General features: G+C 38.5%; 25 protein-coding genes and 2 tRNA genes. 13 read left to right on the top strand and 14 right to left on the bottom strand.

Annotated elements, in window-relative coordinates; all coding sequences use genetic code 11:
- Positions 1–2: 2 nt before the first annotated feature.
- From lipB to rhlB, 9 genes are all read right to left on the bottom strand, one after another.
- Positions 3–719, bottom strand: a complete 717-nt coding sequence (gene lipB, locus A6A20_RS09115) for a lipoyl(octanoyl) transferase LipB (protein WP_279573135.1) — start codon at positions 717–719, stop codon at positions 3–5.
- Positions 720–731: 12 nt separating this feature from the next.
- The gene (gene ybeD, locus A6A20_RS09110; RefSeq protein ID WP_132689325.1) at positions 732–1,025 is read right to left on the bottom strand and encodes a DUF493 family protein YbeD; all 294 of its coding nucleotides are present in this window, start codon (positions 1,023–1,025) and stop codon (positions 732–734) included.
- A gap of 155 nt (positions 1,026–1,180) precedes the next feature.
- Positions 1,181–2,365, bottom strand: a complete 1,185-nt coding sequence (locus A6A20_RS09105) for a serine hydrolase (RefSeq protein ID WP_279573134.1) — start codon at positions 2,363–2,365, stop codon at positions 1,181–1,183.
- 51 nt (positions 2,366–2,416) lie between these two features.
- Positions 2,417–3,352: a septal ring lytic transglycosylase RlpA family protein gene (locus A6A20_RS09100; RefSeq protein WP_279573133.1), complete on the bottom strand. Its 936-nt coding sequence runs from the start codon at positions 3,350–3,352 to the stop codon at positions 2,417–2,419.
- Between the two features lie 13 nt (positions 3,353–3,365).
- Complete coding sequence (rodA, locus tag A6A20_RS09095; RefSeq protein WP_279573132.1) at positions 3,366–4,478, bottom strand: rod shape-determining protein RodA; 1,113 nt, start codon at positions 4,476–4,478, stop codon at positions 3,366–3,368.
- Positions 4,471–6,414: a penicillin-binding protein 2 gene (gene mrdA, locus A6A20_RS09090; RefSeq protein ID WP_279573131.1), complete on the bottom strand. Its 1,944-nt coding sequence runs from the start codon at positions 6,412–6,414 to the stop codon at positions 4,471–4,473. Before mrdA ends, rodA begins: the two co-directional genes overlap by 8 nt.
- Positions 6,415–6,420: 6 nt before the next feature.
- Positions 6,421–6,891 (bottom strand): 23S rRNA (pseudouridine(1915)-N(3))-methyltransferase RlmH, encoded by a 471-nt coding sequence (rlmH, locus tag A6A20_RS09085; protein WP_279573130.1) that lies wholly within the window; start codon positions 6,889–6,891, stop codon positions 6,421–6,423.
- Positions 6,892–6,983: 92 nt separating this feature from the next.
- Complete coding sequence (gene rsfS / locus A6A20_RS09080; protein WP_279573129.1) at positions 6,984–7,292, bottom strand: ribosome silencing factor; 309 nt, start codon at positions 7,290–7,292, stop codon at positions 6,984–6,986.
- Between the two features lie 50 nt (positions 7,293–7,342).
- Positions 7,343–8,614: an ATP-dependent RNA helicase RhlB gene (gene rhlB / locus A6A20_RS09075; protein WP_279573128.1), complete on the bottom strand. Its 1,272-nt coding sequence runs from the start codon at positions 8,612–8,614 to the stop codon at positions 7,343–7,345.
- A gap of 305 nt (positions 8,615–8,919) precedes the next feature.
- Between rhlB and A6A20_RS09070 the strand changes: the two genes are divergently transcribed.
- Genes A6A20_RS09070 through ccmI form a run of 7 tightly spaced genes read left to right on the top strand, consistent with a single transcriptional unit; the run spans position 8,920 to position 14,267 of the window.
- Positions 8,920–9,666 (top strand): heme ABC transporter permease, encoded by a 747-nt coding sequence (locus A6A20_RS09070; RefSeq protein WP_279573127.1) that lies wholly within the window; start codon positions 8,920–8,922, stop codon positions 9,664–9,666.
- An 8-nt stretch (positions 9,667–9,674) separates the two neighbouring features.
- Positions 9,675–9,884, top strand: coding sequence for a heme exporter protein CcmD (gene ccmD / locus A6A20_RS09065; RefSeq protein ID WP_279573126.1), 210 nt, complete (start codon positions 9,675–9,677; stop codon positions 9,882–9,884).
- The gene (gene ccmE, locus A6A20_RS09060) at positions 9,881–10,402 is read left to right on the top strand and encodes a cytochrome c maturation protein CcmE (protein WP_279573125.1); all 522 of its coding nucleotides are present in this window, start codon (positions 9,881–9,883) and stop codon (positions 10,400–10,402) included. Before ccmD ends, ccmE begins: the two co-directional genes overlap by 4 nt.
- Positions 10,399–12,348, top strand: coding sequence for a heme lyase CcmF/NrfE family subunit (locus A6A20_RS09055; RefSeq protein ID WP_279573124.1), 1,950 nt, complete (start codon positions 10,399–10,401; stop codon positions 12,346–12,348). The genes ccmE and A6A20_RS09055 overlap by 4 nt, the downstream gene beginning before the upstream one ends.
- 16 nt (positions 12,349–12,364) lie before the next feature.
- A complete protein-coding gene (locus A6A20_RS09050; protein ID WP_279573123.1) occupies positions 12,365–12,913 on the top strand; it encodes a DsbE family thiol:disulfide interchange protein in 549 nt (182 codons plus the stop codon).
- Positions 12,913–13,374: a cytochrome c-type biogenesis protein gene (locus A6A20_RS09045; protein ID WP_279573122.1), complete on the top strand. Its 462-nt coding sequence runs from the start codon at positions 12,913–12,915 to the stop codon at positions 13,372–13,374. Before A6A20_RS09050 ends, A6A20_RS09045 begins: the two co-directional genes overlap by 1 nt.
- Entirely contained in the window at positions 13,371–14,267 is an 897-nt protein-coding gene (ccmI, locus tag A6A20_RS09040; RefSeq protein WP_279573121.1) for a c-type cytochrome biogenesis protein CcmI, read from the top strand. Before A6A20_RS09045 ends, ccmI begins: the two co-directional genes overlap by 4 nt.
- Positions 14,268–14,788: 521 nt before the next feature.
- Here ccmI and trxA read toward each other — a convergent pair.
- The 4 genes from trxA to A6A20_RS09020 form a co-directional block, all read right to left on the bottom strand.
- Entirely contained in the window at positions 14,789–15,112 is a 324-nt protein-coding gene (gene trxA, locus A6A20_RS09035) for a thioredoxin (RefSeq protein WP_279573120.1), read from the bottom strand.
- 130 nt (positions 15,113–15,242) lie between these two features.
- The gene (locus tag A6A20_RS09030; protein WP_279573119.1) at positions 15,243–16,355 is read right to left on the bottom strand and encodes a methionine biosynthesis PLP-dependent protein; all 1,113 of its coding nucleotides are present in this window, start codon (positions 16,353–16,355) and stop codon (positions 15,243–15,245) included.
- Positions 16,356–16,494: 139 nt separating this feature from the next.
- Positions 16,495–17,631 carry an NADH-dependent flavin oxidoreductase gene (locus tag A6A20_RS09025; protein ID WP_279573118.1) on the bottom strand — a complete coding sequence of 379 codons (1,137 nt, stop codon included), beginning with the start codon at positions 17,629–17,631 and terminating at the stop codon, positions 16,495–16,497.
- Positions 17,632–17,785: 154 nt separating this feature from the next.
- Positions 17,786–18,097: an ArsR/SmtB family transcription factor gene (locus A6A20_RS09020; RefSeq protein WP_279573117.1), complete on the bottom strand. Its 312-nt coding sequence runs from the start codon at positions 18,095–18,097 to the stop codon at positions 17,786–17,788.
- 235 nt (positions 18,098–18,332) lie between these two features.
- On the opposite strand from A6A20_RS09020, the gene A6A20_RS09015 reads away from it, so the two are divergent.
- The 5 genes from A6A20_RS09015 (at position 18,333) to A6A20_RS08995 (ending at position 22,412) form a co-directional block, all read left to right on the top strand.
- Positions 18,333–18,408, top strand: a tRNA-Gly gene (locus tag A6A20_RS09015).
- Between the two features lie 2 nt (positions 18,409–18,410).
- Positions 18,411–18,497: transfer RNA gene (locus A6A20_RS09010), tRNA-Leu, on the top strand.
- 407 nt (positions 18,498–18,904) lie between these two features.
- Positions 18,905–20,014 carry a PhoH family protein gene (locus A6A20_RS09005; protein ID WP_279573116.1) on the top strand — a complete coding sequence of 370 codons (1,110 nt, stop codon included), beginning with the start codon at positions 18,905–18,907 and terminating at the stop codon, positions 20,012–20,014.
- On the top strand, positions 20,007–20,474 hold the full coding sequence (ybeY, locus tag A6A20_RS09000; protein WP_279573115.1) for an rRNA maturation RNase YbeY: 468 nt from the start codon (positions 20,007–20,009) through the stop codon (positions 20,472–20,474). The genes A6A20_RS09005 and ybeY overlap by 8 nt, the downstream gene beginning before the upstream one ends.
- 15 nt (positions 20,475–20,489) lie before the next feature.
- Positions 20,490–22,412 carry a GNAT family N-acetyltransferase gene (locus A6A20_RS08995; RefSeq protein WP_279573114.1) on the top strand — a complete coding sequence of 641 codons (1,923 nt, stop codon included), beginning with the start codon at positions 20,490–20,492 and terminating at the stop codon, positions 22,410–22,412.
- Between the two features lie 223 nt (positions 22,413–22,635).
- Here A6A20_RS08995 and tgt read toward each other — a convergent pair whose 3' ends face one another.
- The gene (gene tgt, locus A6A20_RS08990; RefSeq protein WP_279573113.1) at positions 22,636–23,796 is read right to left on the bottom strand and encodes a tRNA guanosine(34) transglycosylase Tgt; all 1,161 of its coding nucleotides are present in this window, start codon (positions 23,794–23,796) and stop codon (positions 22,636–22,638) included.
- A 353-nt stretch (positions 23,797–24,149) separates the two neighbouring features.
- Between tgt and gshAB the strand changes: the two genes are divergently transcribed.
- The gene (gshAB, locus tag A6A20_RS08985; protein ID WP_279573112.1) at positions 24,150–26,423 is read left to right on the top strand and encodes a bifunctional glutamate--cysteine ligase GshA/glutathione synthetase GshB; all 2,274 of its coding nucleotides are present in this window, start codon (positions 24,150–24,152) and stop codon (positions 26,421–26,423) included.
- Positions 26,424–26,469: the final 46 nt, after the last annotated feature.

The raw sequence follows: 26,469 nt of genomic DNA, 5'->3' as shown, positions 1-26,469 counted from the left end.
TACTAAAAGCCTTCTTTATACTGTATCTCTTGATAATCTAATAATTGGCAAAAATGTTGTACCAATTTGCTGGCAACGGGTTCACAACGCAAACTCGGTTCATCAATTAATGTCGCTAATTGACACATTTCCAAACCAGCATAACCACAAGGATTAATGTTTAAAAAGGGGGTTAAATCCATATTAATATTTAATGCTAAACCATGAAAGGAACAACCACGCCGAATCCGCAAGCCTAATGAACAAATTTTTTGTTCATTCACATAAACCCCCGGCGCATCAGCTTTTGCATAACTTTCTACCCCATAATCCGCTAAGGTTTGTATTACTGTTTGTTCTAAAGTAGAAACCAATTGTCGCACCGTCAATGGGGCTTGTTCAGCTGTTGAATGGGGAGCAAGATTACGCTGTTTTTTACGTTTAATATCAATCAAGATATACATAATCTGCTGTCCTAGCCCATGATAAGTAATTTGCCCACCACGATCTGATTGCACTACGGGAATTTCACTGTGTCGCAATAAATGCTCGGCTTTTCCCGTTTGTCCTTGGGTAAAAACAGGAAAATGCTCAACAAGCCAAATTTCATCGGCGGTATCCGCTTGGCGTTGATCGGTAAAATCTTGCATTTTTTGCCAAATGCTTTGGTAATCTTGTTGCCCTAGTTGACGCACAATAATGCGTTTTGCCTGTTTATCCTGTTGTTCTATTTTATTCATGATCTATCAAGGTTATAGCACCATTCTCACTCGTTCAAGCTCTCCGAGCTCTTTATATAATTTTTCAATTTGCTCAATATCTTTCGCATTAATGGTTACGGTAATGGAATGATATTTACCCGTACGGCTAGGTTTCACAACGGGAGAGTAATCACCCGGTGCATGGCGTTGGATCACTTCTAATACATTGTCTAATAGCTCTGGGTGTGCTTCGCCCATAATTTTATAAGGAAAATCACAAGGAAATTCCAACAATTCTTTTAAACTCGCTTGGGGTAATTCGCTTAAATTTACTTCTTTACTCATCTTATTTTCTCTCTCATCAACTATTCTTATCAATAAAATTATCAGGTAAAAATATAGTAAAGCGGAGGTTTTGCAAAAATGTTACAAAACTCACCGCTCTTTGTAAAAGATATTTTACCAAAATAAAATATAAGGACAATTTTTCCTTTTACAAGCTAACTAAATAATCCTTTTACGGTTAGCACAATCCAATCCCAAGCTCGCCCAATAAAGCCCGCTTCTTCTACATCTTGTAACACTTGCAAATTCACTTCGGCAATATCTTTTCCATCAAGCTGATAAATTACCTTACCAATCACTTGTCCTTTGGCTAATGGAGCTTGCAAATATTTATCCACTAATTCATAGCGTGCTTTAAGATCGGCATTACGCCCTTTAGGAATGGTAATAAAGGCATCTTGTAATACCCCTAATGCGACTTTATTCTCTTTGCCATAATAAATGGCTTGCTCCGAAATCGTTTTATCCGCTTCTAAGGTTTTAAAGGTATCAAAACGACTAAGTCCCCATTGTAATAATTTTTTGCTTTCAACCTCACGACCTTTGAGGGTTTCTACCCCCATGACCACTGAAATTAAACGCATATTATTTTGTGTTGCCGATGCCACTAAATTATAGCCAGCTAGATTGGTATGCCCTGTTTTAATGCCATCAACATTTAATGATTTATCCCATAATAACCCATTGCGGTTGGGCTGTTTAATGTTGTTAAAAGTAAACTCTTTTTCCGCATAAATTTTATATTCTTCTGGTAAATCACGAATTAAATGTGCACCAATAATCGCCATATCACGAGCCGAAGAATATTGATCTTCATGATCTAAACCATGCACTGTGGCAAAATGGGTATTTTTAAGCCCAAATTGCTGTGCAAATTTATTCATTTGATCAATAAAATTTTGGGTTGAACCTGATAAATATTCTGCAATAGCAACACAAGCATCATTACCAGAAACAATAATAATGCCACGATTAAGATCATCAACGGATACTTGTTGATTTAAATTCAGGAACATTTTGGAAGAACCGGGAAAATTTCGTCCCCAACTACTTTCGGTAATAGTAACCATATCTGTTGGGTGCAGTTCGCCACGTTTAATCGCATCGCCTACCACATAACTGGTCATCATTTTGGTTAATGATGCAGGTGCTTGCCGTTGATCAGGTTGATAGGCGGCTAACACTGCGCCTGAATGATAATCCATTAAAATATAGGTTTGTGCATTAATTTGTGGCGGTGTAATGCCATAATCCACATCTTGAGCGAAAGAAAACGATGAAATGGCACATAAACTCGCTAAAATGGTTACTTTACTTTTGCGAATAACAGTAGTTAGCATAAAACTCCTTGCTCCTTGTTATAAAAATAAAATTTGCTGTTTCAAAAATAATTAATAACTATAAGTATATAAGGATACCGATTGGGCGTTATCTAATTGATTTAATTTTTGTTTAATTTGATTAATATCTCGCTGACTATTTAATGCAGTAAATAATACTTCGTACTCCTCGCCTACTTGAGTAATCTCTGTTTTAACGTTTTTCATCGCCAATTTTTCCACCAGATCTTGTGCTTGATTTTCGCTTTCAAGGTTTTTCATACGCACTGCATAATTACTTGCCACACTTTTATTGACTTCACTATTTTGTGTTGCAACAAGGCGATCAGTGTTCACTAAGGTCGCTGAAGGTTGTTTACTTGATATGCCTGTGGCTTTACTTGCATTATTCGCCAGCATTGTACTCGTTTCCCCCAGAACCAAACGACTTGTGTCTTTAGCTTGTTTAGCTAAGGTATCAACACCTGCTCCCGAGATTTTACCTGCCCGATCAACATGAAGCGCCTCAATTTTTACTTTTGCTAACCCAGCTCCTAACATACCAATCTCTTTAGCCGCTGCACGAGAAAGATCAATTAAGCGTGAATTAACAAAAGGACCTCGATCATTAATGCGAACAATCACTTTACGATTATTGGTTAAATTAGTAACCAACGCATAAGAATTAATCGGCAAGGTTTTATGTGCTGCGGTAAATTCCATTTGATTATAGGTTTCGCCATTTGAGGTTTTACGCCCATTAAATTTACTATGATAATAACTGGCAGTCCCTACCTTAGAATAATTTTTTGCCTCATCAGTGGCTTTAGTTGTATAGGATTTTCCTTTAACCTGATAGGTTGTTGGGCTTGCTAAAGAGGTTTGTTTATCTAACTTTGCCCCAGTAATCCCATAGAGCGTTTTTGTTTCTGATTTAGCATAAAGAGTAGGCGAACTCACAAACAAAAAAGCCAATAAAATCGTTAATATCTTGTTACTTTTAGTCATATCAATTTCCTAGTTAATCTTTATTTGATAATTTTTGTTTATGGGTATGGATTGACATAATCAAACCAAAGCCTGCCATAATGGTAACAAAAGAAGTACCGCCATAGCTGAATAATGGTAATGGCACACCAACAACAGGTAAAATACCGCTTACCATACCAATATTCACAAAAACATAAACAAAAAAGATCAAGGTCAATGCACCGGTCAAAATACGCCCAAACGCTGTTTCGGCTTGCGCTCCGATAATTAATCCTCTTGCTACAATAAATAAATAAATTGCCAATAATACTAACACACCCAACATACCAAATTCCTCACTTAATACAGAAAAAATAAAATCTGTATGGGGTTCTGGTAAAAATTCTAGTTGAGATTGTGTTCCCTGCATCCAACCTTTGCCAAATAACCCTCCCGAACCAATAGCAATTTTAGATTGGATAATATGATACCCCGCACCTAATGGATCTTTTTCAGGATCTAATAAGGTCATTACCCTTGTGCGTTGATAATCATGCATTAAATATAACCATAAAATAGGGAGAAAGCCTGCTAAACCCACTACCGCAGTGGCAATTAGTTTCCAGCTCATACCCGCTAAAAATACCACAAAAACCCCCGAGGCACTAACCAAAATTGAGGTACCTAAATCAGGTTGAATCGCTACCAACAAGGTAGGAACAACGATTAATCCTAAGGCAATCAAGGTATTAGAGAGTTTTGGTGGTAAACTCTTTTTGCCTAAATAAACCGCCACCATTAAGGGAACGGATAATTTTACAATTTCCGAAGGCTGGAAACGGATAATTCCTAGATCAAGCCAACGTTGTGCCCCTTTACTGGTTGTTCCAGCAAAATCCACTAAAATTAATAAAATAATGCCAACAATAAATAAATAAGGGGCAATGCGTTGGTAAAAACGTGGCGAAAACTGTGCCATCACTAACATCACCACAAAACCTAATGCCACTTGGATAACCCGATTACGGAACATAGCTTGATTGCCACCAGAGGCACTATATAACACCAATAAGCCATAGCCAGAAATAACAATCAATCCGAGCAATAATAACAAATCAAGGTGTAAACGTTGCCATAAACGCAATAGCAAACTTTTTTCATTCATTAAGATTATCCTTAGCTTGTGCCGAGTTTAACTGGTCTTGTTGCATTTTCTCCACTTGTGGCAAACGGACATTCAAATAATAATCCATAATTTGGCGTACCACTGGGGCAGCATTAGAACTTCCTCCCCCTGCATTCTCTAAAATAATGGAAATAACCAATTTAGGCTTATCATAAGGTGCATAACCAATAAACCAAGCGTGATCGTGCAAATGCTTTGACAAATTCTTGGCATCATAAGTTTCATTTTCTTTTAAACTAAAGACCTGCGCAGTTCCCGATTTACCTGCTGCCACATAATTTGTCCCCACAAAGGCTTTTCGTCCAGTACCATTTGCAGCATTAATCACGCCCCACATACCACGTTTAGCCGCGTCCCAATATTGTTGTGGTGGTTCATTAATATCAGGATAAAACAAAGGGTCTTGATAAGTTTCTATTTCATCACCCATAATTTGTTTCATTAAATGTGGCGTATGCACTTTACCATTATTCACCAAAATACTGGTGGCTTTAGCCAGTTGCAATGGCGTTGCTGTCCAATAACCTTGCCCAATCCCCACAGGAATGGTATCCCCTTGCACCCAAGGTTTTTTATAACGGCGTTGTTTCCATTCTCGATCTGGCATAATCCCCGTTGATTCTTCACGCAAATCAATCCCTGTGGTCATACCAAAACCAAACTTTTTCATTGCCTCAGATAACCGATCAATCCCCATATTATAAGCAAGTTGATAAAAATAGGTGTCGGAAGATTCAATAATCGCCTTATTTAAATCCGTATTACCATGCCCTGATTTTTTCCAATCACGATAGCGTCTAGTGGTATTGGGTAATACCCAATAACCCGGATCCCAAATAGTTAAATTTGTGGTAATGACCTTTTCTTGTAAAGCGGATACCCCAATAAAGGGTTTTACCGTAGAAGCTGGCGGATACGCACCTTGAGTAGCCCGACTATATAAAGGGCGATCATCATCGTTTAATAAACGGCGATAATCGGCAACCGAAATCCCCCCCACAAATAAATTATTATCATAACTGGGGTTGGTTACCATAGCTAAAATACTATTATCAGTTGGATCTAAAACCACAACCGCCCCATTATAGCCACTGATTAAATCAGCAACATAACGCTGTAATTCTAAATCAATGGTTAATTGAATACTCTTTCCTGCTACCGCAGGCTGTTCACGCAGAGTACGGATAACTTTACCTCGATTATTGGTTTCAACTTCCTCAAAGCCCGTTACGCCATGTAGCTGATCTTCATAATAACGCTCAATACCGAGCTTACCAATATCATGTGTACCAGCATAATTGGCAAATTTATCCTCTGTTTTTAAACGCTCTACATCTTTGTCATTAATTTTGCCCACATAGCCTAAAATATGGGTTAAAGGCTCGCCATATAAATAATGACGTTTAAAATAAGGACGAATATCCATACTTTGGTAGTTATACTGATTAACGGCAAAACGAGCAATTTGCTCCTCAGTTAAATCAGGTTTCAGCAAAATAGGGGTATAACGGGAAGCACGCCGACGTTCACGTTTAAATCCCTCAATATCTTCATCAGTCAGCCCCACTAAAGTGCGCAACTCATCAAAAGTGCGGTCTAAATTTTCTACTTTTTCAGGCACAACATATAACCCAAAATAAGTTAAATTTTCCGCCAATAACTTACCATAACGATCATAGATTAACCCTCTTGTGGGCGGTAACGGCAATAATTTAATCCGATTACCATTAGAACGTGTTTGATAAGTTTGATAATTGGTAATTTGGAGATGATAAAGGTTCGTGAGCAAAATTGCGGTCAGCAATAACACACCAATGAAAGCCAGTAATGCTCGGCGTGCAAATAAATTTCGTTCTGCTTTGGCATCACGAATGGGGTCATATTGGGGTTGAGCAAGGAATTTCTTAAGATCCATAGCCCATTATTCTCGATGATAGGGGTGATTGGTAAGTAATGACCAAGCACGATATAAACTTTCTGCCACCACAATCCGCACCAATGGGTGTGGCAAGGTTAATGGCGACAATGACCAACTACTTTCAGCGGCAGCTTTACAAGCAGGCGATAATCCCTCCGGTCCTCCAATCAATAAAGCAATATCTCGCCCATCATTACGCCACCCCTCAAATTGCTTAGCTAATTGCTCCGTTGTCCAAGCCTTGCCCGGAATATCAAGGGTAACAATATGGCTATTTTTACCACAAATTGCCAACATTTTATCGCCCTCTTGCTCTAAAATGCGTTTAATATCGGCATTCTTCCCTCGTTTCCCCGCAGGAATTTCAACCAATTCTAAGGGAATATCCTTAGGAAAACGGCGTTGATATTCTTCAAAACCCGTTTTGACCCAACTTGGCATTTTCGTTCCCACCGCAATTAATTGGATTTTCATTTATCTATTCGCCACAAAATATAACCGCTTTCATTTGAAATAAAACAAGGCGTGCCAACACTATGTGATTTCAAGCTATAACGGTAATAAAATTAACACCATAATTTTTCTAACTGATACAATGTTCGGCTGTCTTGTTGCATAATATGCACCATCACTTGCCCAAAATCCACCACGACCCAATCAGCCATTTCCTTTCCTTCCTCACCAAAGGCATCAATTCCTGCTTTTTTACATTCTTCTACCAATTTTTGTGCTAAAGACTGCACATGACGGCTGGAATTACCGGTACAAATCACTAAATCATCAGTAATAGGGGATTTACCACGCACATCAAGATGCAAAATATCAGTGCCTTTTAAGTCATCTAATTTATCAAGAATAAATTCAAGTTGAGTCAAAACCATTTCCTTCTTATAAAAGTATTGTCAATAACGACAACCATTTTCTATCAAGATTTAAATTTTCCTTTGCCCAGATAAGAGGGCTTTGCCGAACGATGAAAAGTGCGGTGCGTTTTTAGCGAATTTTTTCGCCGCCAAGGACGAGGTAAATCTTGTCTTAACGCTTCAGGATCATATTGGCTTACTGCAATACGATGCCCAATATATTGTTCAATCGCAGGTAAATTCATCGCATATTGCTCACAAGCAAAACTAATAGACACGCCACTTTCGCCCGCTCGCCCTGTCCGTCCAATACGATGAACATAATCCTCACAATCATCAGGCAAATCATAATTAAACACATGGGTAACATCCGCAATATGTAAGCCTCTCGCCGCCACATCCGTTGCCACTAAAATATCCAATTTACCTTCACTAAATTGTTTTAACAAAGACAAGCGTTTTTTCTGTGCCACATCGCCAGTTAATAATCCCACACGATGCTGATCTGCAGCTAAATAGCCCCAAATTTCCTCACAACGCTGTTTAGTATTAGCAAAAATGATACAACGATCAGGCCATTCTTCCTCAATCAAGGTCAACAATAACGCCATTTTATCTTGATCAGAGGGATAAAACAGTTCCTCTTTAATCCGATGCCCTGTCTTTTGCGTGGGTTCAATTTCTAAATATTGCGGATCATTCATATCCTCAAAAGCTAATTCCCTTACCTTATAAGACAAGGTTGCAGAAAATAGCATTGTCAAACGTTCACAAGGGGCAGGACAACGCCGCATTAAATAGCGAATATCACGAATAAAGCCCAAATCAAACATTCGATCTGCTTCATCAAGCACCACCACTTGCACATCGTCTAAACGGATAATGCCCTGTTTATAATAATCAATTAAACGCCCTGTTGTACCAATTAAGACATCAACCCCACGCTCAATGGCTTGTATCTGCTTATCATAGCCATCACCACCATAAGCTAAAGCGGTGGTTAAACCAGTGTATTGGACAAGTAATTTCGCATCTTGTTCAATTTGTACCGCTAACTCTCTAGTTGGGGCTAAAATCAATGCTCTAGGCTGCCCCGCCGAATTGCGTGGGTATTGTAACAAATGATGAAAGGTCGCAATTAAAAATGCCAAAGTTTTACCTGTCCCAGTTTGTGCCTGCCCTGCAATATCTCGCCCTTGTAAACTATAAGGCAAAGAGCGAGCTTGGATCGGCGTACAATAATCAAACCCATTTGCTTGTAAGGCTCGTAACACCTTTGGGTGAATAGGTAAATCAGCAAAACCTTGCTGAGTTAAATGTTGATGTTGTTGCATAATAACAAATTCATTTTGCCAATAAATAATAAAATCGTCTAAGCATATCACGAACCACTCAAAATGACGAATGTTATCATCAGGAAAAAAGTGCGGTGGGTTTTGAAAAAATTTTTATCAAGCAAACAGTAAAATCCACAGTATACGAGCAACATTTGCCAAGCATAACCTTGAGATAGATCAATAGTTATACTGAATTACACCTAAAGAGGTAGATAACTCAAGGGTTTATCATTGCCTATTATGCTAGAATGTCGCCTCGTAAAAACGATGAGATTTGTTGATATTCAAAGGATATTCAAATTATGTGGAAATGGCTACACCCTTATGCCAAAGCAGAAACCCAATATCATTTATGTGGTAAATTTATCCCTTTCTTTGCCCTATTAACCCTTGCCTTACTAGGCATTGGCTTAATTTGGGGCTTAGCTTTTGCACCAGCGGATTATCAACAAGGTAATAGCTTCCGCATTATGTATGTCCATGTGCCTACTGCCATTTGGTCAATGGGAGTTTACGGCTCAATGGCGATTGCGGCATTGATTGCGTTAGTTTGGCAAATAAAACAAGCACATTTAGCCATGATTGCTATGGCACCCATTGGGGCAGTTTTTACTTTCTTAGCTTTGGTTACTGGGGCAATTTGGGGTAAACCCATGTGGGGAACTTGGTGGGTATGGGACGCACGTTTAACCTCTGAATTAATTTTATTCTTTCTCTATTTAGGTGTATTAGCACTTTATTCCGCTTTTCAAGATCGCAATGTGGGAGCAAAAGCGGCAAGTGTGTTAGCTTTGGTGGGAGTTGTCAACTTACCCATTATTCATTTCTCGGTGGAATGGTGGAATACCTTACATCAAGGTGCCAGCATTACTAAATTTGAAAAACCTTCCATTGCGACCCCAATGTTAATTCCACTTATCTTGGCAATATTTGGTTTTTTAACCTTATTTATTTGGCTAATGTTAATACGTTATCGTAACGCTTTATTACAAGAAGATGCCAAACGTGCGTGGGTAAAAAATTTGGCACAACAAGCTAGATTGAATTAGGAGGTAATATGTTTTTTTCCAGTTGGAGTGATTTTCTTAATATGGGAGGCTATGGCTTTTATGTTTGGCTTTCCTATGGTATTTGTTTTGTTACTATTTTAGTTTTATTTGCCCAAAGCCTTGCTGGAAAACGAAAAGTCTTTGCGGAAATTCAGCGTCAACAACAACGTGAACAACGTTTACAACAAGCCCAACAATCTGGGGGACATCAACTATGACCCCAAGACGTAAATCAAGGCTTGCTATTGTCCTATTTGTCTTAATCGGCGTTGCAATTACCTTGGGCTTAATGCTCTATGCTTTACGCCAAAATATTGATCTATTTTACACCCCAACAGAAGTGGTTTACGGTAAAAATAATGATGCCAGTACCAAGCCTCGGGTAGGGCAACGAATCCGTATTGGTGGTATGGTGGTAACAGGTTCGGTACAACGTGATCCTAATAGTTTAAAAGTACAATTTGATTTAAATGATATTGGTCCTGCGGTAACCATACAATATGAAGGGATTTTGCCTGATTTATTTCGTGAAGGACAAGGCATTGTTGCCCAAGGATTATTAATTGAACCAACTGTTTTACAAGCAACGGAAGTCCTTGCAAAACACGATGAAAATTATGTACCGCCTGAATTAGAAGAACAAATGCAAAAAGTACATCAACCCATGGGGATCTCCGATCTTAGCCAAGAATCCGAACGAGATCGTATGCTCAAACAGCAAGGGGCAAATCCATGATTGCCGAATTAGGAAATTATGCCCTTGCTTTGAGTTTAGCTATTGCCATTCTGTTAGCAATTTTCCCATTGTGGGGGGCTGAAAAACAACATACCCAACTTATGTCATTGGCTCGCCCAATGACTTTTGGGCTTTTTATTAGCTTAAGTGTTTCTTTCTTATGCTTATTTTATTTGTTCGCGGTGAATGATTTTACCGTACAATATGTTGTCAATAATTCAAATAGCCAATTACCTCTTTACTATCGCCTTTCAGCCACTTGGGGGTCACACGAGGGATCACTATTATTATGGATCTGGTTATTAACCCTCTGGAGTGCAGCAGTGGCTATTTTTAGCCGCAAATTACCGCAAGAAGCTATTGCTCGGGTATTGGGTATTATGGGAATTATTAGCGTAGGATTTCTTATTTTTGTCCTGTTTACCTCCAATCCTTTCAGTCGCACTTTCCCCGATTTCCCTGTTGACGGTCGGGAACTCAACCCGCTATTACAAGATATCGGCTTAATCTTCCACCCCCCTTTGCTTTATATGGGCTATGTGGGCTTTTCAGTGGCTTTTGCCTTTTCTATTGCTTCGCTAATGAGTGGCAAATTAGATACCGCTTGGGCGAGGTGGTCAAGACCTTGGACCATGGCGGCTTGGTTATTCCTGACCCTTGGTATTGTACTCGGTTCTTGGTGGGCTTATTATGAACTCGGCTGGGGTGGCTGGTGGTTCTGGGATCCTGTGGAGAACGCCTCGCTAATGCCTTGGCTAGCGGGTACAGCCTTAATTCACTCACTAGCGGTAACCGAAAAACGAGGGAGCTTTAAGGCTTGGACTGTCTTATTAGCCATTCTTGCTTTCTCTCTTTGTTTATTAGGCACATTTTTAGTACGTTCAGGCATTTTAGTATCCGTACACGCCTTTGCCTCTGATCCTACTCGAGGCTTATATATTCTCTCTTATTTAATTGTAGTCATTGGCGGTTCACTGGCGTTATATGCCTACAAAGGTAGCCAAATTCGCTCTATGGATAATGCGCAACCTTATTCAAGAGAAAAAATGTTGCTATTAAATAATATTTTATTAATGACCGCACTTTGCGTAGTCTTACTCGGCACATTACTGCCTTTGGTACATAAACAAATTGGCTTAGGTACAATTTCTATCGGCGCACCTTTTTTCGATCAAATGTTCCTAATATTAATGATCCCTTTTGCTTTTTTATTGGGCATTGGACCTTTAGTCAAATGGCGGCGAGATCAAGTTTCAGCCATTGTTAAACCTGTGATAATTAGCCTAGTGATAATGTTAATTGCAGGCTTTGTACTCCCTTATTGGCTACAAGATCAACTTAAAACCAGTGCCGTACTTGGCGTTATGATGGCTGTTTTCATTGTATTGCTAAGCCTATATGAATTGCATCAACGTGCCACGCACCGCACTTCCTTTTTTTACGGTTTAACCAAACTTTCTCGTTCCCATTGGGGAATGATCATCGCCCATCTTGGTGTGGCGATGACCGTTTGGGGAATTGCCTTTAGCCAAAATTACAGCGTGGAACGTGATGTGCGTATGCGAATTGGCGATACCGCAGAAATTGCTGATTACCAATTTCAATTTAAGGGCATTCACGAAGCCAATGGACCAAACTATGAAGGGGGTAAAGCAGAAGTAGCAATTTCACGCCAAGGCAAACACATTACCACCCTTTATGCAGAAAAACGTTTTTATACTGTTAGTAAAATGACCATGACCGAAGCCGCTATTGATTGGGGGTTACAGCGAGATTTATATGTGGCACTCGGCGAAAGCCTTGGCGATGGTTCTTGGGCATTACGTTTATATTATAAACCCTTTGTACGCTGGATTTGGTTCGGCGGTGTCAGTATGGCATTAGGTGGACTACTTTGCCTCTTTGACCGCCGTTATCGTTTAAACTTAACCACCAATAAAAAATAACGAGTAAATGCCGATTATGCAGAAAAAACTTTATATCCCATTAATCCTCTTTCTGGCGTTAGCCCTCACTTTCTTCGTCCAACTTCAACGCAATGCGGGCGGAGAAGATATAAAAGCCCTTGAGTCCGCCTTAATTGGTAAACCTGTACCAACACGCCCCTTGCAGGATCTTTTTGCTCAACAACAATATGATCAACAATTATTTGCACAAGGAAAACCCATTTTACTCAATGTTTGGGCAACTTGGTGTCCTACTTGTTATGCTGAACATCAATACCTCAACCAATTAGCCGATGAAGGAATAACCATTATTGGCCTAAATTATAAAGATAACCGCAAAAAAGCCATTGACTGGTTAAAACAGTTAAAAAATCCTTATCAAGCCGTATTGGTTGATGAAACAGGCTCTTTTGGTTTAGATTTAGGCGTTTATGGCGCACCCGAAACCTTTATTATTGATGGTCAAGGCATTATTCATTATCGTCATACAGGCGACATCAATGCACAAGTGTGGCAACAAAAATTACAGCCCATTTATCAACAACTTTTTACGGAACAAAAATAATGAAAAAACTGACCGCACTTTTCTGCTTACTGTTTAGCTTCCCCCTTTGGGCAAGCATTGACGTGCTTGATTTTGATTCCGCTCAACAGCAACAAGATTACCATAGCCTAACACAACAGCTACGCTGCCCGCAGTGCCAAAATAATAATATCGCCGACTCCAATGCCACCATTGCCGTAGATATGCGTCATAAGGTTTTAGAATTGCTCAAACAAGGGCAATCAAAACAAGAAGTAGTGGATTATATGGTGCAACGTTATGGCAATTTTGTCAGTTATGACCCACCCATTACCGCCTCCACTCTTATCCTATGGATTGCACCTATCTTGTTGATTGGATTAGGGATACTACTGGTATTTAAAAAATCTCGTCATACCTCCAATCCCTCCTCAACAACTGAGCTGAATTTAGAACAGCAACAACGTTTAGCCAATATTCTAAAAAATGAGGAAAAACAATGATTTTTTGGATTATCGCCTTAGTATTTACCCTTATCATTGCTGTTATCTGCTTTTACCCACTACTAAAAAACAACACAGCACAAAAAAAAGACAGCATACATCAACGTGATGAACTCAATAAAGCCTTTTACTTAGATAGGTTACAAGAATTAGCACAAGAAGAAGCCCTAGGTTTACACAACAATAGCCAACAGCTCAAACTAGAATTACAACAAGCATTACTTGATGATATTCCAGCACAAAACACCAATTCAACATCATCAAAACATACAAAAATCAACAAGATTTGGTTTAGCTCCGCCTTGTTAGTTATCACTATCATCGCAAGCCTTGCTTATTTTCATGTCGGTGCTTGGCAAACAGAACACCACTTCGCTCAAACAGAACAAAAATTACCCTATTTTTATCAACGTTTAAGCGAAGAACAACAAAATCCTATGAGCGACAGTGAATTACAAGAATTTGCCACCGCACTACGCTTATATTTACACAATAATCCGCAAGGCAGCAGCAAATGGTGGTTACTAGGACAACTTGCCATGAACCTCAATCAAGGACAACTTGCTCATGACAGCTATGCTAAAGCCTATCAGCTTGCTCCTGATAACGAAGAATACAAACTCAGCTACGCACGTATCCTAATGTTTTCCGAAGATCCTTCGGACAAATTTAAAGGGGAAGAATTATTAAAAGCCTTAGTACGCGCTAATCATACCAATGTACAAGCCCTAAGTTTACTGGCGTTCCATTACTTTGAACAAGAAGACTATAAAATGGCAATCGTCTCTTGGGCAACTATGTTAAAACTACTCCCCAAAAGCGATCCTCGTATCCCTTTATTAGAAAAAAGTATCCGCTCAGCCCGCGATGCTTTGGAGGAACAGGAAAAATAATCTATTAATGTGGTACATAAAAATTATTGTGAAAACATTAAAAGAAAGCCAAAAACATGATTTTTTCGTCGTTTGCATTATTGGTATTTAAAACATCAAGATTATTTGAATGAACGCTCAGAGAAATGCAATGAAAAGGTTATTTTCCTTATAAACATAAAGGATTAAGAGGGGCATTAGCGAGCATTAAATATGATGAAAGGTATTTATTTACCTTTGAAAAGTATGAGGAATTAAATATTGAAAAAACAACAAATCGGCTAGAAGGTTTATTTAGTGAACTTAAGCGGAAATTAATTAATCACAACGGATTAAGTAGAGAACGTAAGATTGTGTTTATAAAGGATTTTTTTAATAAAAAGAGCCTGTAGAGTGATATAAAAATAATTAGATCTCACACTTTTGTCCACTTGGAATAAAAATGGACAAAATCCCACATTTTTGTCCATTACACGCTAAAGTAAAAAGGTGCAGTTCATTTTAAACTACACCTTTTGATTGGATAATGAATTAATTTATAACTAGATATGTTGTTCAACAAATGTAGCTAGTTGGCTTTTTGGGAGTGCGCCCACTTGAGTCGCAACCGCTTTGCCCTCTTTAAATAACATTAAAGTAGGGATACTGCGAACACCGAATTGAGCGGCAACTTGTTCATTTTCATCAATATTAATTTTGGCAATTTTTACTTTATCACCAAATTCAGTAGCAAGATCATCAAGTACTGGGGCGATCATTTTACAAGGTCCACACCATGGAGCCCAGAAATCTAATAATACTGGTACATCAGATCTTAATACATCTTGTTCAAAACTTGCATCACTAATATGTAAAACTTCACTCATTTTTTCTTCCTTTGTTATTGTTACAATAATTTCTCAAATAAGTCCAAATTATGCTTTTTCAAGCCTTATGTTATTTTCCAAAGGATAATAACATAAGCAAAATGACAATGTCATAAATTGCTCTAATAGCTTATTTAAATTGTGCTAATGCTTGAGTTAAATCTGCTTTTATATCATCAATATGTTCAATTCCCACAGAAAAACGCAACAAACGGTTACATACTCCACGAGCAATACGTTCTTGCTCTGGAATATCCATATGGGTTTGCGTGGCTGGATAGGTAATAAAACTTTCAGTGCCACCTAAGCTCTCTGCAAAGGTAATTAATTTTAATGCTTTTAGGAACGGAATAACCCAATTTTCTTGTTGTAAACGGAAAGATAACATACCGCCTTTGTTAGGATAAAGCACATCACTAATTTGTGGACAAGTTGCTAAAAATTGAGCAATTTGTTGAGCATTTTGCTGATGACGTTCCATTCTTAGGGCTAAGGTTTTTAAACCACGAATGGTTAAATAGCTGTCAAAAGGAGACAATACGGGACCTGCACCGTTTTGGATATAAAATAAACGCTCAGCTAACTCTTGTCCCTTAGTAACAACTAATCCAGCTAATACATCATTATGTCCTGCTAAATATTTAGTGGCACTATGGATAACAATGTCAGCACCGTGTTCCATTGGGCGGAATAAAACAGGGGTCAGAAAGGTATTGTCCACGATCAATAATAAATTATGGGCTTTGGCAATTTTAGCAATAGCGGCGACATCCGATTCTTCCATTAAGGGATTGGACGGTGTTTCAATAAAAATCGCTTTGGTATTAGCAGTAATGGCTTGTTCAATGGCGGTTAATGAGGTGGTATCCACATACACAGGTTTAACGCCATAGTTATTTTTATAAGCGAAATCTAAAAGGCGATAAGTCCCACCATACACATCACTTGAAATAATCCATTCGTCTGGGCTACGAAATAAATTCATTACTAACTGAATTGCCGCCATACCTGATGAACAAGCAAAGCCATTATCGCCACCTTCTAGCCTTGCGATCCCTTCTTCTAATACGCTACGAGTAGGGTTTTTAGTACGAATGTAATCAAAAGCATCTGTTGGAGCAACGCCTTTAATATCCGTATGGCTATATGCGGTTGATAAATGAATAGGCGTTGCCACTGAACCAACACGAGGATCGGTGCGATTGCCAAGTTGTACAAGTTGAGTATCTAATTGATAAGTCATTAATCTTTGCCTTTTATCCAGAAAATAATTTTACTATTTTGGCATAAACGAGCAGGTTATAAAAGTCATTATCGCCATATCATATAACTAAAATGATAAAGGGATTAGCCATAGCCTAATCCCCCTATCAAGTGATGAATTAAATATCTACGGGTTGCCAATTTTTATCTTTTAATGGTGGTAAATAGGCGAGTCCCTGTAATTGTTGTTGCCAAAGGTTATCAGGCAAATCGTAATGATCAGCACGATCAGGATCAATGGTTACTTCAATTTGATGCTCTTGCCCAGTGTGAATAAGTGTCGCCAAATTAGGATTAATCATTACCGCTTTACCCACCGCAATGAATTCAGCCCAACCAGTATTAAATGCATTTAATATATCTTGAGCGGATAATAAACAACCCACGCCAATTAATGGTAATTTGCCACGAATACGTTGATGAATTTGTTCTATTCTAGTTAATGCAGGGTTTGCACCACGACGAGCTTTTTTGTAAAAATCCCAAAGTGAAATATGCAAATATTGGAGCGGTTTTTCCACTAAAGCATCAATTAAAGCAAAGGTATCCGTCATCGTCAAACCTCGCTCCCCAGCTTCTTCTGGTGAGAAACGATAACCAATAATAAAATCGGGACGTTGATATTGTTGGCGAACTTGCTCGACTGCATCAATAACGGCTAAAGGAAAACGTAAACGATTTGCCAATGAACCACCCCATTGGTCAGTACGCTGATTGGTTTGTGCCGAGAAAAATTGTTGGATTAAATAACCATTTGCCCCATGAATTTCAACACCATCAAAGCCTGCTCGTATTGCTAATTCTGTTGCTTTAGCAAAATGATGAATAAGGGCGATAATTTGTGCTTCTGTTAAGGTTTGAGTTTGATTCGTACCAGAGGGCGAAACTGGGGATTGTCCTGCTAGTAATTGCGGTAAAGCCTGATCACCCCCATGGTGAATTTGCAAAATAGCCTTAGCACCTTGTTGTTTTATGATATTTGCCTGTTGTTGCAAGCTCGCTAAGTCAGATTCTTGACAAGCGTAAGGTTGCCCCACAAAGGCTTTCCCCTCTAATGATACCAATGTGGCAGCGGTAATAAACATACCAAAATCCGTAGCACGATGAGCGAGAAAACGGCGTTCTTGTTCGCTTATACTGCCATCTGAATGAGAACCATAATGGGTCATTGGTGCAACAACCAAGCGGTTTTTAATGGTTACGCCATTATTGAATTGATAGCTTTGAAATAAGGGGCTAAATTTTTCTACTTTCATTTTTTCTCCTATTTATATTTCTTTAAATCTAAAAATATAGATTTATTTATTTAATAAAAAATGCGATAAATCCACCGCACTTTTATAGTCTTCCTACATTAAAATAATACAGCGTTGATACGCCTTGTCTTATTTTAAATTGAAATGACTATTGTTATAAGTAATGTTGTAATTGTTGCAAAAATTTCTCAATCGCTTTTGGGTTATAACGATAATAGGTCCATTTACCTACCCGTTTTGATTCAATTAACCCAGCTTGTTTCAGTGAATTTAAATAGCCTGATACTACAGATTGTGCCAAGCCTGCTTTGGTAGCAATAGCTCCTACACAAACACCACCCTCAAAGTTTTTTTCCTCAGTTGCCATTTGATAAACAGAAAAATGCTGTAATGGCGATTTTAGCCATTGCAACATTTGTAAGCGATATTCATTGCTTAAAATTTTTAAGATTTCATTGATTTCCATAATGGCAATAAATCATATCTATATTTTTAGATTTGTCAATATGAATAATGATGCAAATGCTTTTAAATTAGACATAGTATAGGCTTAGTGAAACAATTTTGTGCCTATTATTCCTTAATGTGCGTCTTTTTTCGGCAATTAAACAAAAAAGTGAAAAACAATGATTGACAGTTTTTGATAAGTCAGTAAAATGCGCGTCATTGATTGCTGATATTGAAATAGCAGTCAACGCAATGCGGGAATAGCTCAGTTGGTAGAGCACGACCTTGCCAAGGTCGGGGTCGCGAGTTCGAGCCTCGTTTCCCGCTCCATTGCCCGAGTGGTGAAATCGGTAGACACAAGGGATTTAAAATCCCTCGGCTTTCGAGCTGTGGCGGTTCAAGTCCGCCCTCGGGCACCATTTAAAATGTCAAAAAAAGATAAATAAAATCAAAAAGTTAGTCGCAGTAGGCGGCTTTTTTTATGCCTAATTTTTGCTAATTTTTCACTCGCTTATTTTGCTAAATGTTCATCTAGTGGCTGTTTGGTGGCTGTAACAGCCACCAAAACGAATAAAAAATAATCAAAAAGCAATCAAAGATGACGTAAAATATTGTTATTTATCAGCCTGTTATTAGAATATATTCATTTCTCAGATCATTTTTAATTATCTTACCTAAAATTGATATAAATAAAGCCTTTAAATACGGGTTCACTGACAATTTACTACAAAATTTTTTCAAAAAAACGTATAATTATCGCTATTTTTAGTTATATCATTGTTCCATTTTTCTATTGGAGTTATCGTAAATCAGAGGACAATCAGCATTGTATCAACAAACCTTTACCCTTGAACCACAGGATAATGCACGTTTGCAATCCCTTTGTGGTGCTTTTGATAGTCATCTTGAATTGATTGAAAAATCTTTTAATTTGGTTATTTCTCGCCGTAATTTTACCTTTACTTTGCAGGCTGATGATGAGCAAGATAAGCCACACCATTTAAGTTTAATCAATAATGTAGTGAAATTAATTACACAACTTTATGTGGAAACTGCACCTATTCAGGGTAAAGTGCGAGAGTTAGATTTAGAAGATGTGCATATTGCTATTCAAGAAAGCCGTTTGTTATTGCAGGAAAATGAGGATACATCCTCTTCTGAAAGTAAGGTTTATGCGACTACCATTAAAACCAAACGTGGGTTAATTAAACCTCGTGGAGCAAATCAAATTCAATATTTACATAATATTTTACGCCACGATATTAGTTTTGGTATTGGTCCAGCAGGAACAGGGAAAACCTTTTTAGCTGTGGCGGCAGCAGTAGAAGCGTTAGAAAAACAGCAGGTAAGACGTTTATTGCTCACACGTCCTGCGGTTGAGGCTGGGGAAAAATTGGGCTTTTTACCCGGTGATTTGGGGCAAAAAATTGAGCCTTATTTGCGTCCACTTTATGATGCGTTATTTGAAATGCTTGGTTTTGAACGTGTGCAAAAATTAATGGAACGTAATGTGATTGAAATTGCACCTCTCGCCTATATGCGTGGTCGTACGCTAAATGATAGCTTTATTATTTTAGATGAAAGCCAAAATACCACCATTGAACAAATGAAAATGTTTTTAACAAGGATTGGCTTTAATTCTAAAGCGGTTATCACTGGCGATATTACTCAAGTGGATTTACCTCGCCATCAAAAATCTGGCTTACGCCATGCCATTGATGTGTTATCTGATGTGCCAGAATTAAGTTTTAATTATTTTATGAGCCAAGATATTGTACGCCACCCTGTGGTCGCGAAAGTAGTGCAGGCTTATGATAAATGGGAAGCAGAAGATGAGATCCGTCGTCAGCAACGCTCGGAGCAAAAACGCTTGGAAAAACTTAATGCAGAACAAGTGAAACTTGAACAATTAGCCCATGAGATGAATGATGAATAAGGTAATTATTGATTTACAACTGGCTTGTGAAAAACAAGAGAATTTGCCTAGTCTTGCTCAATTTGAGCAATGGGCGACCTTAGCGGTTAAACCACAGCGTGATGATATTGAAATGACTATTCGTGTGGTTGATGAAGCCGAAAGCCAATATCTTAATGCCACTTATCGGCATAAAGATAAACCTACCAATGTGTTATCTTTTCCCTTTGAAAGCCCTGAGGAAGTAGCGTTGCCCTTATTGGGGGATTTAGTCATTTGTCGTCAGGTAGTGGAGCAAGAGGCTCAACAACAAGCCAAACCCCTATTGGCTCATTGGGCACATATGGTGGTGCATGGCAGTTTGCATTTGCTCGGCTATGATCATATTGAACCACAAGAAGCGGAAGAAATGGAAAGTCTAGAAACCGAAATTATGCAACAACTTGGTTTTGCCGATCCTTATCTTAGTGAGAAAGAGTAGGATAGGATTTCTTTTGTGTTAGCCCGTTCCCTTTATATTTTAGACGTACAAAAACAAGGGGAAATTCCACCGCACTTGGTTCAGCATTTGCTTGATGATATGGTGTGGATTGGCGACAACCCCGTTTTATCCTCAATAAAATTTGTGGCTTTCTCGCAAACTCGCAACCTATTAGGGCAAGAATTTAGCTTGATTATTTATGATTGTCGGCAACAGCTACATTTAGAAAGCCTTGCTATTGTAAGCGGTACTTTAAAAGCTGGGGGAGCGGTAGTTATGTTGGTGAACGATTGGCAAACTTGGCACAAACAGCCTGATAAAGACAGTTTACGTTGGCATAGTGCAACCTATCCCGTAAGTGCGGTTAATTTTCGTCATTATTTTAAACAATGTTATCATCAATTTTTTGCTACGCTTTCCCCCTTAACTGACATAACTTATTTAAAATCGTTATTGACAAATATTACCCTCACTAAGCCTATTGTTAATCAGAGGGCGACTGCACAGCAACAAGCCATTATTGAACAAATTTTGTTACAACAGGCAAAATATTATGTGCTTACCGCACGGCGAGGACGAGGAAAATCAGCTTTAGCGGGGTTATTAGCTAATCAACTTAATGCAGAGGTCTATGTTACCGCTGCCAATAAAAGTGCGGTCAATATTTTGCAAAAATTTTGCCAAAAGAAACTGCAATTTATTGCCCCTGATCAACTTGAGCAACAATTAACTTTGCAACCGCAACAATTCGCTCAATCTTGGTTATTGGTTGATGAAGCCACAAGATTACCCTTGTCTTTTTTATATAAATTTAGTGCTTATTTTAAGCATATTCTTTTTACCACCACCCTTGACGGCTATGAAGGTACAGGGCAAGGTTTTCAACTAAAATTTATGCCAAGCATTGCCGATAAGCAACAACATTTCCACTTAACCCAGCCTTTACGTTGGGCAGAGCAAGATCCTTTAGAATGTTTTGTGAATAAGTTATTGTTATTAGAGAAAGCGCATTTGGAAATACCTGACAACTTAATACCCCCTACCAACATTCAGTTAGAGGCTTGTTCGCAAGCGCATTTAACCACTAATTTGGCAGAGCTTGAGCCATTTTACTGTTTGCTGACACAAGCCCATTATCGTACTACACCGATTGATTTACGCCGTTTATTTGATGGCGATCAACAGCAATTTTGGTTAGCTAAACAGCAAAAGCAATTAATTGGCGGAATATGGGGAGTTTTTGAAGGCGGTATGCAAAATAAGCTATTAATACAACAAATTTTGCAAGGAATACGTCGCCCTAAAGGCAATTTAGTCGCACAATTACTCTGTTTTCAACAACAATTTCCCTTAGCTTGTGAATTAAGAGCATTGCGTATTTCTCGTATAGCATTACAACCGCAATACCAACAACAAGGCATAGGTTCAGCTCTTATTCAGCAACTGATCCAACAATGTTCCCAGCAATCTAGCAAACACAATGGGCTTGATTACTTGTCTGTGAGTTTTGGTTATCAGCCAAGATTAGCACAATTTTGGCAACAAGCAGGGTTTGAATTGGTTTACCTTGGCGAGCATAAAGAAGCGAGTACAGGCTATTATAATGCAGTAGCAATATATCCGCTTAGTGAACAAGGGCAACAATTATGCCAACAGGCTCGGCAATATTTCCGCCGTAATATTGGCTTACAGCAACATTCTTTATCCCTTTATTTTGGGCAAATGCCCTTGGATTGGCAATTACGTCCACAAGATCAACAAAGCCTAAAAAATTTTGCTAAATCGCACCGCACTTTTTATGCTACATTGCCCGCTATTCAACGTTTAATTGCACACACTCAAGATCAAGACTTAGCCTTATTAGTTAACCAAAAAGCCAACCATAGTAAAAAACAATGGTTAGCCTTAATGCGTAATAAAATTTGTCAGTATGTATAATTAATTCAAAACAAAATGGTGTTTGGGCATTAAGGGGAATAATATAGGCAAGCTATTTTACTTAGAAATTCCAATTCAAAAAATGGAAGTAAAAATTTCAGAAAACAACTGTATTTTAAATCAGATAACGGGAGGGATCTCTAAAACAAAATAGCGAGCATATCTCTTTATATTTAACATTAAAAAGCATTTTGCTACGCTATCTTGCTTTAATTTTACTATATTACTCCGCCAAATCAGGCGAATGATATTGATTTAATGGCGGTACAGGTTTACCAATTTTGGCATAAAATTCCACCACAAATTGCTCAAAACGTTGTTGTTCAATGGCTTGGCGAATTTGTGCCATTAAACGTTGGTAATAACGTAAATTATGAATGGTGTTTAATCTTGCCCCTAAAATCTCGCCACATTTATCTAAATGATATAAATAAGACTTGGTGTAATGTTTACAGGTGTAACAATCACATTCAGGATCTAAAGGACTAGTGTCATCACGATATTTAGCGTTACGAATTTTGACAATGCCATTGCTGACAAACAAATGTCCATTACGAGCGTTGCGGGTTGGCATTACACAATCAAACATATCAATGCCACGCCGTACCCCCTCAACTAAATCCTCAGGTTTCCCTACGCCCATTAAATAGCGCGGTTTATCCGCTGGAATTTTCGGCGTAATATATTCTAGAATACGGTGCATATCCTCTTTGGGTTCGCCAACCGCTAAGCCGCCCACCGCATAGCCGTCAAAACCGATTTCCACCAAGCCTTCCACCGAAATTTTACGCAATTCTTCATACACACCGCCTTGAATAATGCCAAATAACGCATTGTTATTGCCTAATTGATCAAAGCGTTCACGGCTGCGTTTTGCCCAACGTAACGACATTTCCATAGACTGTTTGGCATAATCAAAGGTGGCTGGATAAGGGGTACATTCATCAAAGATCATCACAATATCTGACCCCAAATCATATTGAATTTCCATTGATTTTTCTGGTGAAAGAAAAATACGCTCGCCATTAATCGGATTTTGGAATTGTACGCCCTCTTCGCTAATTTTGCGTAACTTGCCTAAGCTAAACACCTGAAAACCGCCAGAGTCGGTTAAAATAGGGCGATGCCATTGCATAAAATCGTGTAAATCGCCGTGCTTACGCATAATTTCTTGCCCAGGGCGTAACCATAAATGAAAGGTATTGCCTAACAATATTTCCGCTCCCGTTGCCCGCACTTCTTCAGGGGTCATACCTTTGACTGTGCCATAAGTTCCCACAGGCATAAACGCTGGGGTTTCCACGCTAAACTCCCCTTGCGGACGCTGAAAAATCAAACGTCCACGTCTTGCTCTGCCGTCTGTTTTGTCTAATTGATATTGCATTATTGCTCCTTAACCGAATAAACAGTTCGATATTTATGTTTAATTTATAGCCATTTGCCATAAACAAAGGGCGATATTTTAATATGATTTTTGCTTTTTCGCTTGAATTTTCTCTCAATTTCCATTTTTTCTGACATAGTCATTTCAATTTTAAATAAGACAAGGTATGCCAATACGGTATTATTTTAAAGTGGGACGGCTATAACAAGGATACTAAGTGAATTCTTTATTCTTTTACCAATATGATAAAAACATATAATTCATAAAAACTTAATCTTTGCATTTGCTTGATTATTATTGATAATAACGCTTTTAATTAGCATAGCATATTAGCCATATAAAAAAGGACAACTATGGATATTCAAGGGATCATTAAACAACAACAGCTTGGTTTGCTCTTTCAACAAGGCAATTTCGGATTAGAAAAAGAAAGCCAGCGAGTTTATGCTGACGGGCGAATTGTAACTACACCGCACCCTAAAACATTTGGTAATCGTGCTTATCACCCTTATATCCAAACCGATTTCGCCGAAAGCCAATTAGAATTAATTACCCCACCTTGTAGCAACCTCAATGACAGTTTGCGTTGGCTATCCGCCATTCACGAAGTAATGGCTCGTTCATTGCCTGAAGACGAATATATTTTTCCGTTAAGTATGCCTGCAGGATTACCTGAAGAAAGTGCTATTCAAGTTGCTCAATTAGAGAATGCCGAAGATGTGGCTTATCGTGAACATTTGGTTGCGGTTTATGGTAAAAATAAACAAATGGTCAGCGGTATTCATTATAACTTCCAATTATCCCCTGAATTAGTGCAAGCCTTATTTCACGCTCAAAATGATTACCAAAGTGCGGTGGATTTTCAAAATAATTTATATATGAAAATGGCACGCAATTTCTTACGTTATCAATGGATTTTGGTGTATTTATTATCCGCTACGCCAACGGTACAAGCTGAATATTTTAACCATAATTCGCCATTAACTCCTAAGCAATATGTGCGTAGCCTACGTTCTAGCCAATATGGCTATGTTAATGAACCTGAAATTAAAGTTTCTTTTGAGAACTTACAAGATTATGTTGCCACCTTGGAACATTGGGTACATACGGGGAAATTAATCGCAGAAAAAGAGTTTTATTCCAATGTGCGTTTGCGTGGGGCAAAAAAAGTACGGGATTTATTAGACAAAGGCATTCAATATTTAGAATTTCGTTTATTTGATTTAAACCCTTTTGAGCCTTACGGTATCAGTTTGGCTGATGCAAAATTTATTCATACCTTTGTGCTGTTGATGATTTGGTTAGAAGATGCGGATCAAAGTGCGGTTGAACAGGGCAAAAAAATGTTGGAAGAAGTGGCGTTAGAATCGCCGTTACAACCGACTAAATTCCGTCAAGAGGGCGAGCAAATTCTACAACAATTAATTGCTATGCTTAAAGATATAGGGGCGGAACAAGATCTAATTGCCATTGCGCAAGACAAATTAAGCCAATTTGCCGAGCCAGCTAAAACCTTATGCGGTCGTTTAGTGAATGCCATTGAACAAGCAGGCGATTATCAAATTTTAGGGGCAAAACTAGCACAACAATATAAACAACAAGCCTGTGAAAAATTTTATGCCCTATCCGCTTTTGCCAATATGGAACTTTCCACCCAAGCCTTAATGTTTGATTTAATTCAAAAAGGCATCAAAATAGAAATTTTAGATGAAAGGGATCAATTCCTTTGCTTACAATTTGGCGAGCATATTGAATATGTAAAAAATGGCAATATGACTAGCCATGACAGCTATATTTCGCCATTAATTATGGAAAATAAAGTGGTAACCAAAAAAGTCTTGGCGAAAGCCGGTTTTAATGTTCCACAATCAGTAGAATTTACCGATCTTGAGCGTGCAGTGGCAAATTATCCATTATTTGAAAATCGTGCTGTGGTGATTAAACCTAAATCCACTAATTTTGGACTGGGCATTACCATTTTTCAGCAAGGGGTAAAAAATAAGGAAGATTTTGCCAAAGCAGTAGAAATTGCCTTTCGTGAAGATAAAGAAGTGATGATAGAAGATTATCTCGTTGGCACTGAATATCGCTTTTTTGTCCTCGGCGATGAAACCTTAGCGGTCTTATTGCGAGTGCCTGCCAATGTGAAAGGGGACGGCGAGCATACAGTCGCTGAATTGGTGGCAATGAAAAATGATCACCCATTACGGGGAGACGGTAGTCGCACACCATTGAAAAAAATCGCCTTAGGGGAAATTGAACAATTACAATTAAAAGAGCAAGGGCTAACGCCATCTTCTATTCCTACCAAAGGACAATTAGTCCAATTACGAGCCAATTCCAATATTAGCACAGGGGGCGATAGTATTGATATGACTGATGCTATGCACCCTAGCTATAAACAATTAGCTGTGGGCATTAGTCAAGCTATGGGGGCAGCGGTATGCGGAGTAGATTTAATTATCCCCGATTTAACCAAACCTGCTGAGCCCAATCTAACCTCTTGGGGCGTTATTGAGGCAAATTTTAACCCAATGATGATGATGCATATTTTCCCTTATCAAGGGAAATCTCGCCGAGTAACATTAAATATTATAAAAATGTTGTTCCCAGAGTGGGAAAATTAGTGAGTATTGGGGGTAAAGTGCGGTCAAAAAATAAAAAGTTTTGACC

The organism is Volucribacter amazonae, from assembly GCF_029783845.1.
GTDB classification, from domain to species: Bacteria; Pseudomonadota; Gammaproteobacteria; order Enterobacterales; family Pasteurellaceae; genus Volucribacter; species Volucribacter amazonae.
The sequence above is the reverse complement of the archived record's forward strand: the minus strand, read 5'-3'. Positions and strand labels throughout refer to the sequence as shown.

Coding starts and splice junctions, on each gene's coding strand:
- lipB (WP_279573135.1), bottom strand. CDS start 719: ATGAATAAAATAGAACAACAGGATAAACAGGCAAAACGCATTATTGTG.
- ybeD (WP_132689325.1), bottom strand. CDS start 1,025: ATGAGTAAAGAAGTAAATTTAAGCGAATTACCCCAAGCGAGTTTAAAA.
- A6A20_RS09105 (WP_279573134.1), bottom strand. CDS start 2,365: ATGCTAACTACTGTTATTCGCAAAAGTAAAGTAACCATTTTAGCGAGT.
- A6A20_RS09100 (WP_279573133.1), bottom strand. CDS start 3,352: ATGACTAAAAGTAACAAGATATTAACGATTTTATTGGCTTTTTTGTTT.
- rodA (WP_279573132.1), bottom strand. CDS start 4,478: ATGAATGAAAAAAGTTTGCTATTGCGTTTATGGCAACGTTTACACCTT.
- mrdA (WP_279573131.1), bottom strand. CDS start 6,414: ATGGATCTTAAGAAATTCCTTGCTCAACCCCAATATGACCCCATTCGT.
- rlmH (WP_279573130.1), bottom strand. CDS start 6,891: ATGAAAATCCAATTAATTGCGGTGGGAACGAAAATGCCAAGTTGGGTC.
- rhlB (WP_279573128.1), bottom strand. CDS start 8,614: ATGCAACAACATCAACATTTAACTCAGCAAGGTTTTGCTGATTTACCT.
- A6A20_RS09070 (WP_279573127.1), top strand. CDS start 8,920: ATGTGGAAATGGCTACACCCTTATGCCAAAGCAGAAACCCAATATCAT.
- ccmD (WP_279573126.1), top strand. CDS start 9,675: ATGTTTTTTTCCAGTTGGAGTGATTTTCTTAATATGGGAGGCTATGGC.
- ccmE (WP_279573125.1), top strand. CDS start 9,881: ATGACCCCAAGACGTAAATCAAGGCTTGCTATTGTCCTATTTGTCTTA.
- A6A20_RS09055 (WP_279573124.1), top strand. CDS start 10,399: ATGATTGCCGAATTAGGAAATTATGCCCTTGCTTTGAGTTTAGCTATT.
- A6A20_RS09050 (WP_279573123.1), top strand. CDS start 12,365: ATGCAGAAAAAACTTTATATCCCATTAATCCTCTTTCTGGCGTTAGCC.
- A6A20_RS09045 (WP_279573122.1), top strand. CDS start 12,913: ATGAAAAAACTGACCGCACTTTTCTGCTTACTGTTTAGCTTCCCCCTT.
- ccmI (WP_279573121.1), top strand. CDS start 13,371: ATGATTTTTTGGATTATCGCCTTAGTATTTACCCTTATCATTGCTGTT.
- trxA (WP_279573120.1), bottom strand. CDS start 15,112: ATGAGTGAAGTTTTACATATTAGTGATGCAAGTTTTGAACAAGATGTA.
- A6A20_RS09030 (WP_279573119.1), bottom strand. CDS start 16,355: ATGACTTATCAATTAGATACTCAACTTGTACAACTTGGCAATCGCACC.
- A6A20_RS09025 (WP_279573118.1), bottom strand. CDS start 17,631: ATGAAAGTAGAAAAATTTAGCCCCTTATTTCAAAGCTATCAATTCAAT.
- A6A20_RS09020 (WP_279573117.1), bottom strand. CDS start 18,097: ATGGAAATCAATGAAATCTTAAAAATTTTAAGCAATGAATATCGCTTA.
- ybeY (WP_279573115.1), top strand. CDS start 20,007: ATGAATAAGGTAATTATTGATTTACAACTGGCTTGTGAAAAACAAGAG.
- tgt (WP_279573113.1), bottom strand. CDS start 23,796: ATGCAATATCAATTAGACAAAACAGACGGCAGAGCAAGACGTGGACGT.
- gshAB (WP_279573112.1), top strand. CDS start 24,150: ATGGATATTCAAGGGATCATTAAACAACAACAGCTTGGTTTGCTCTTT.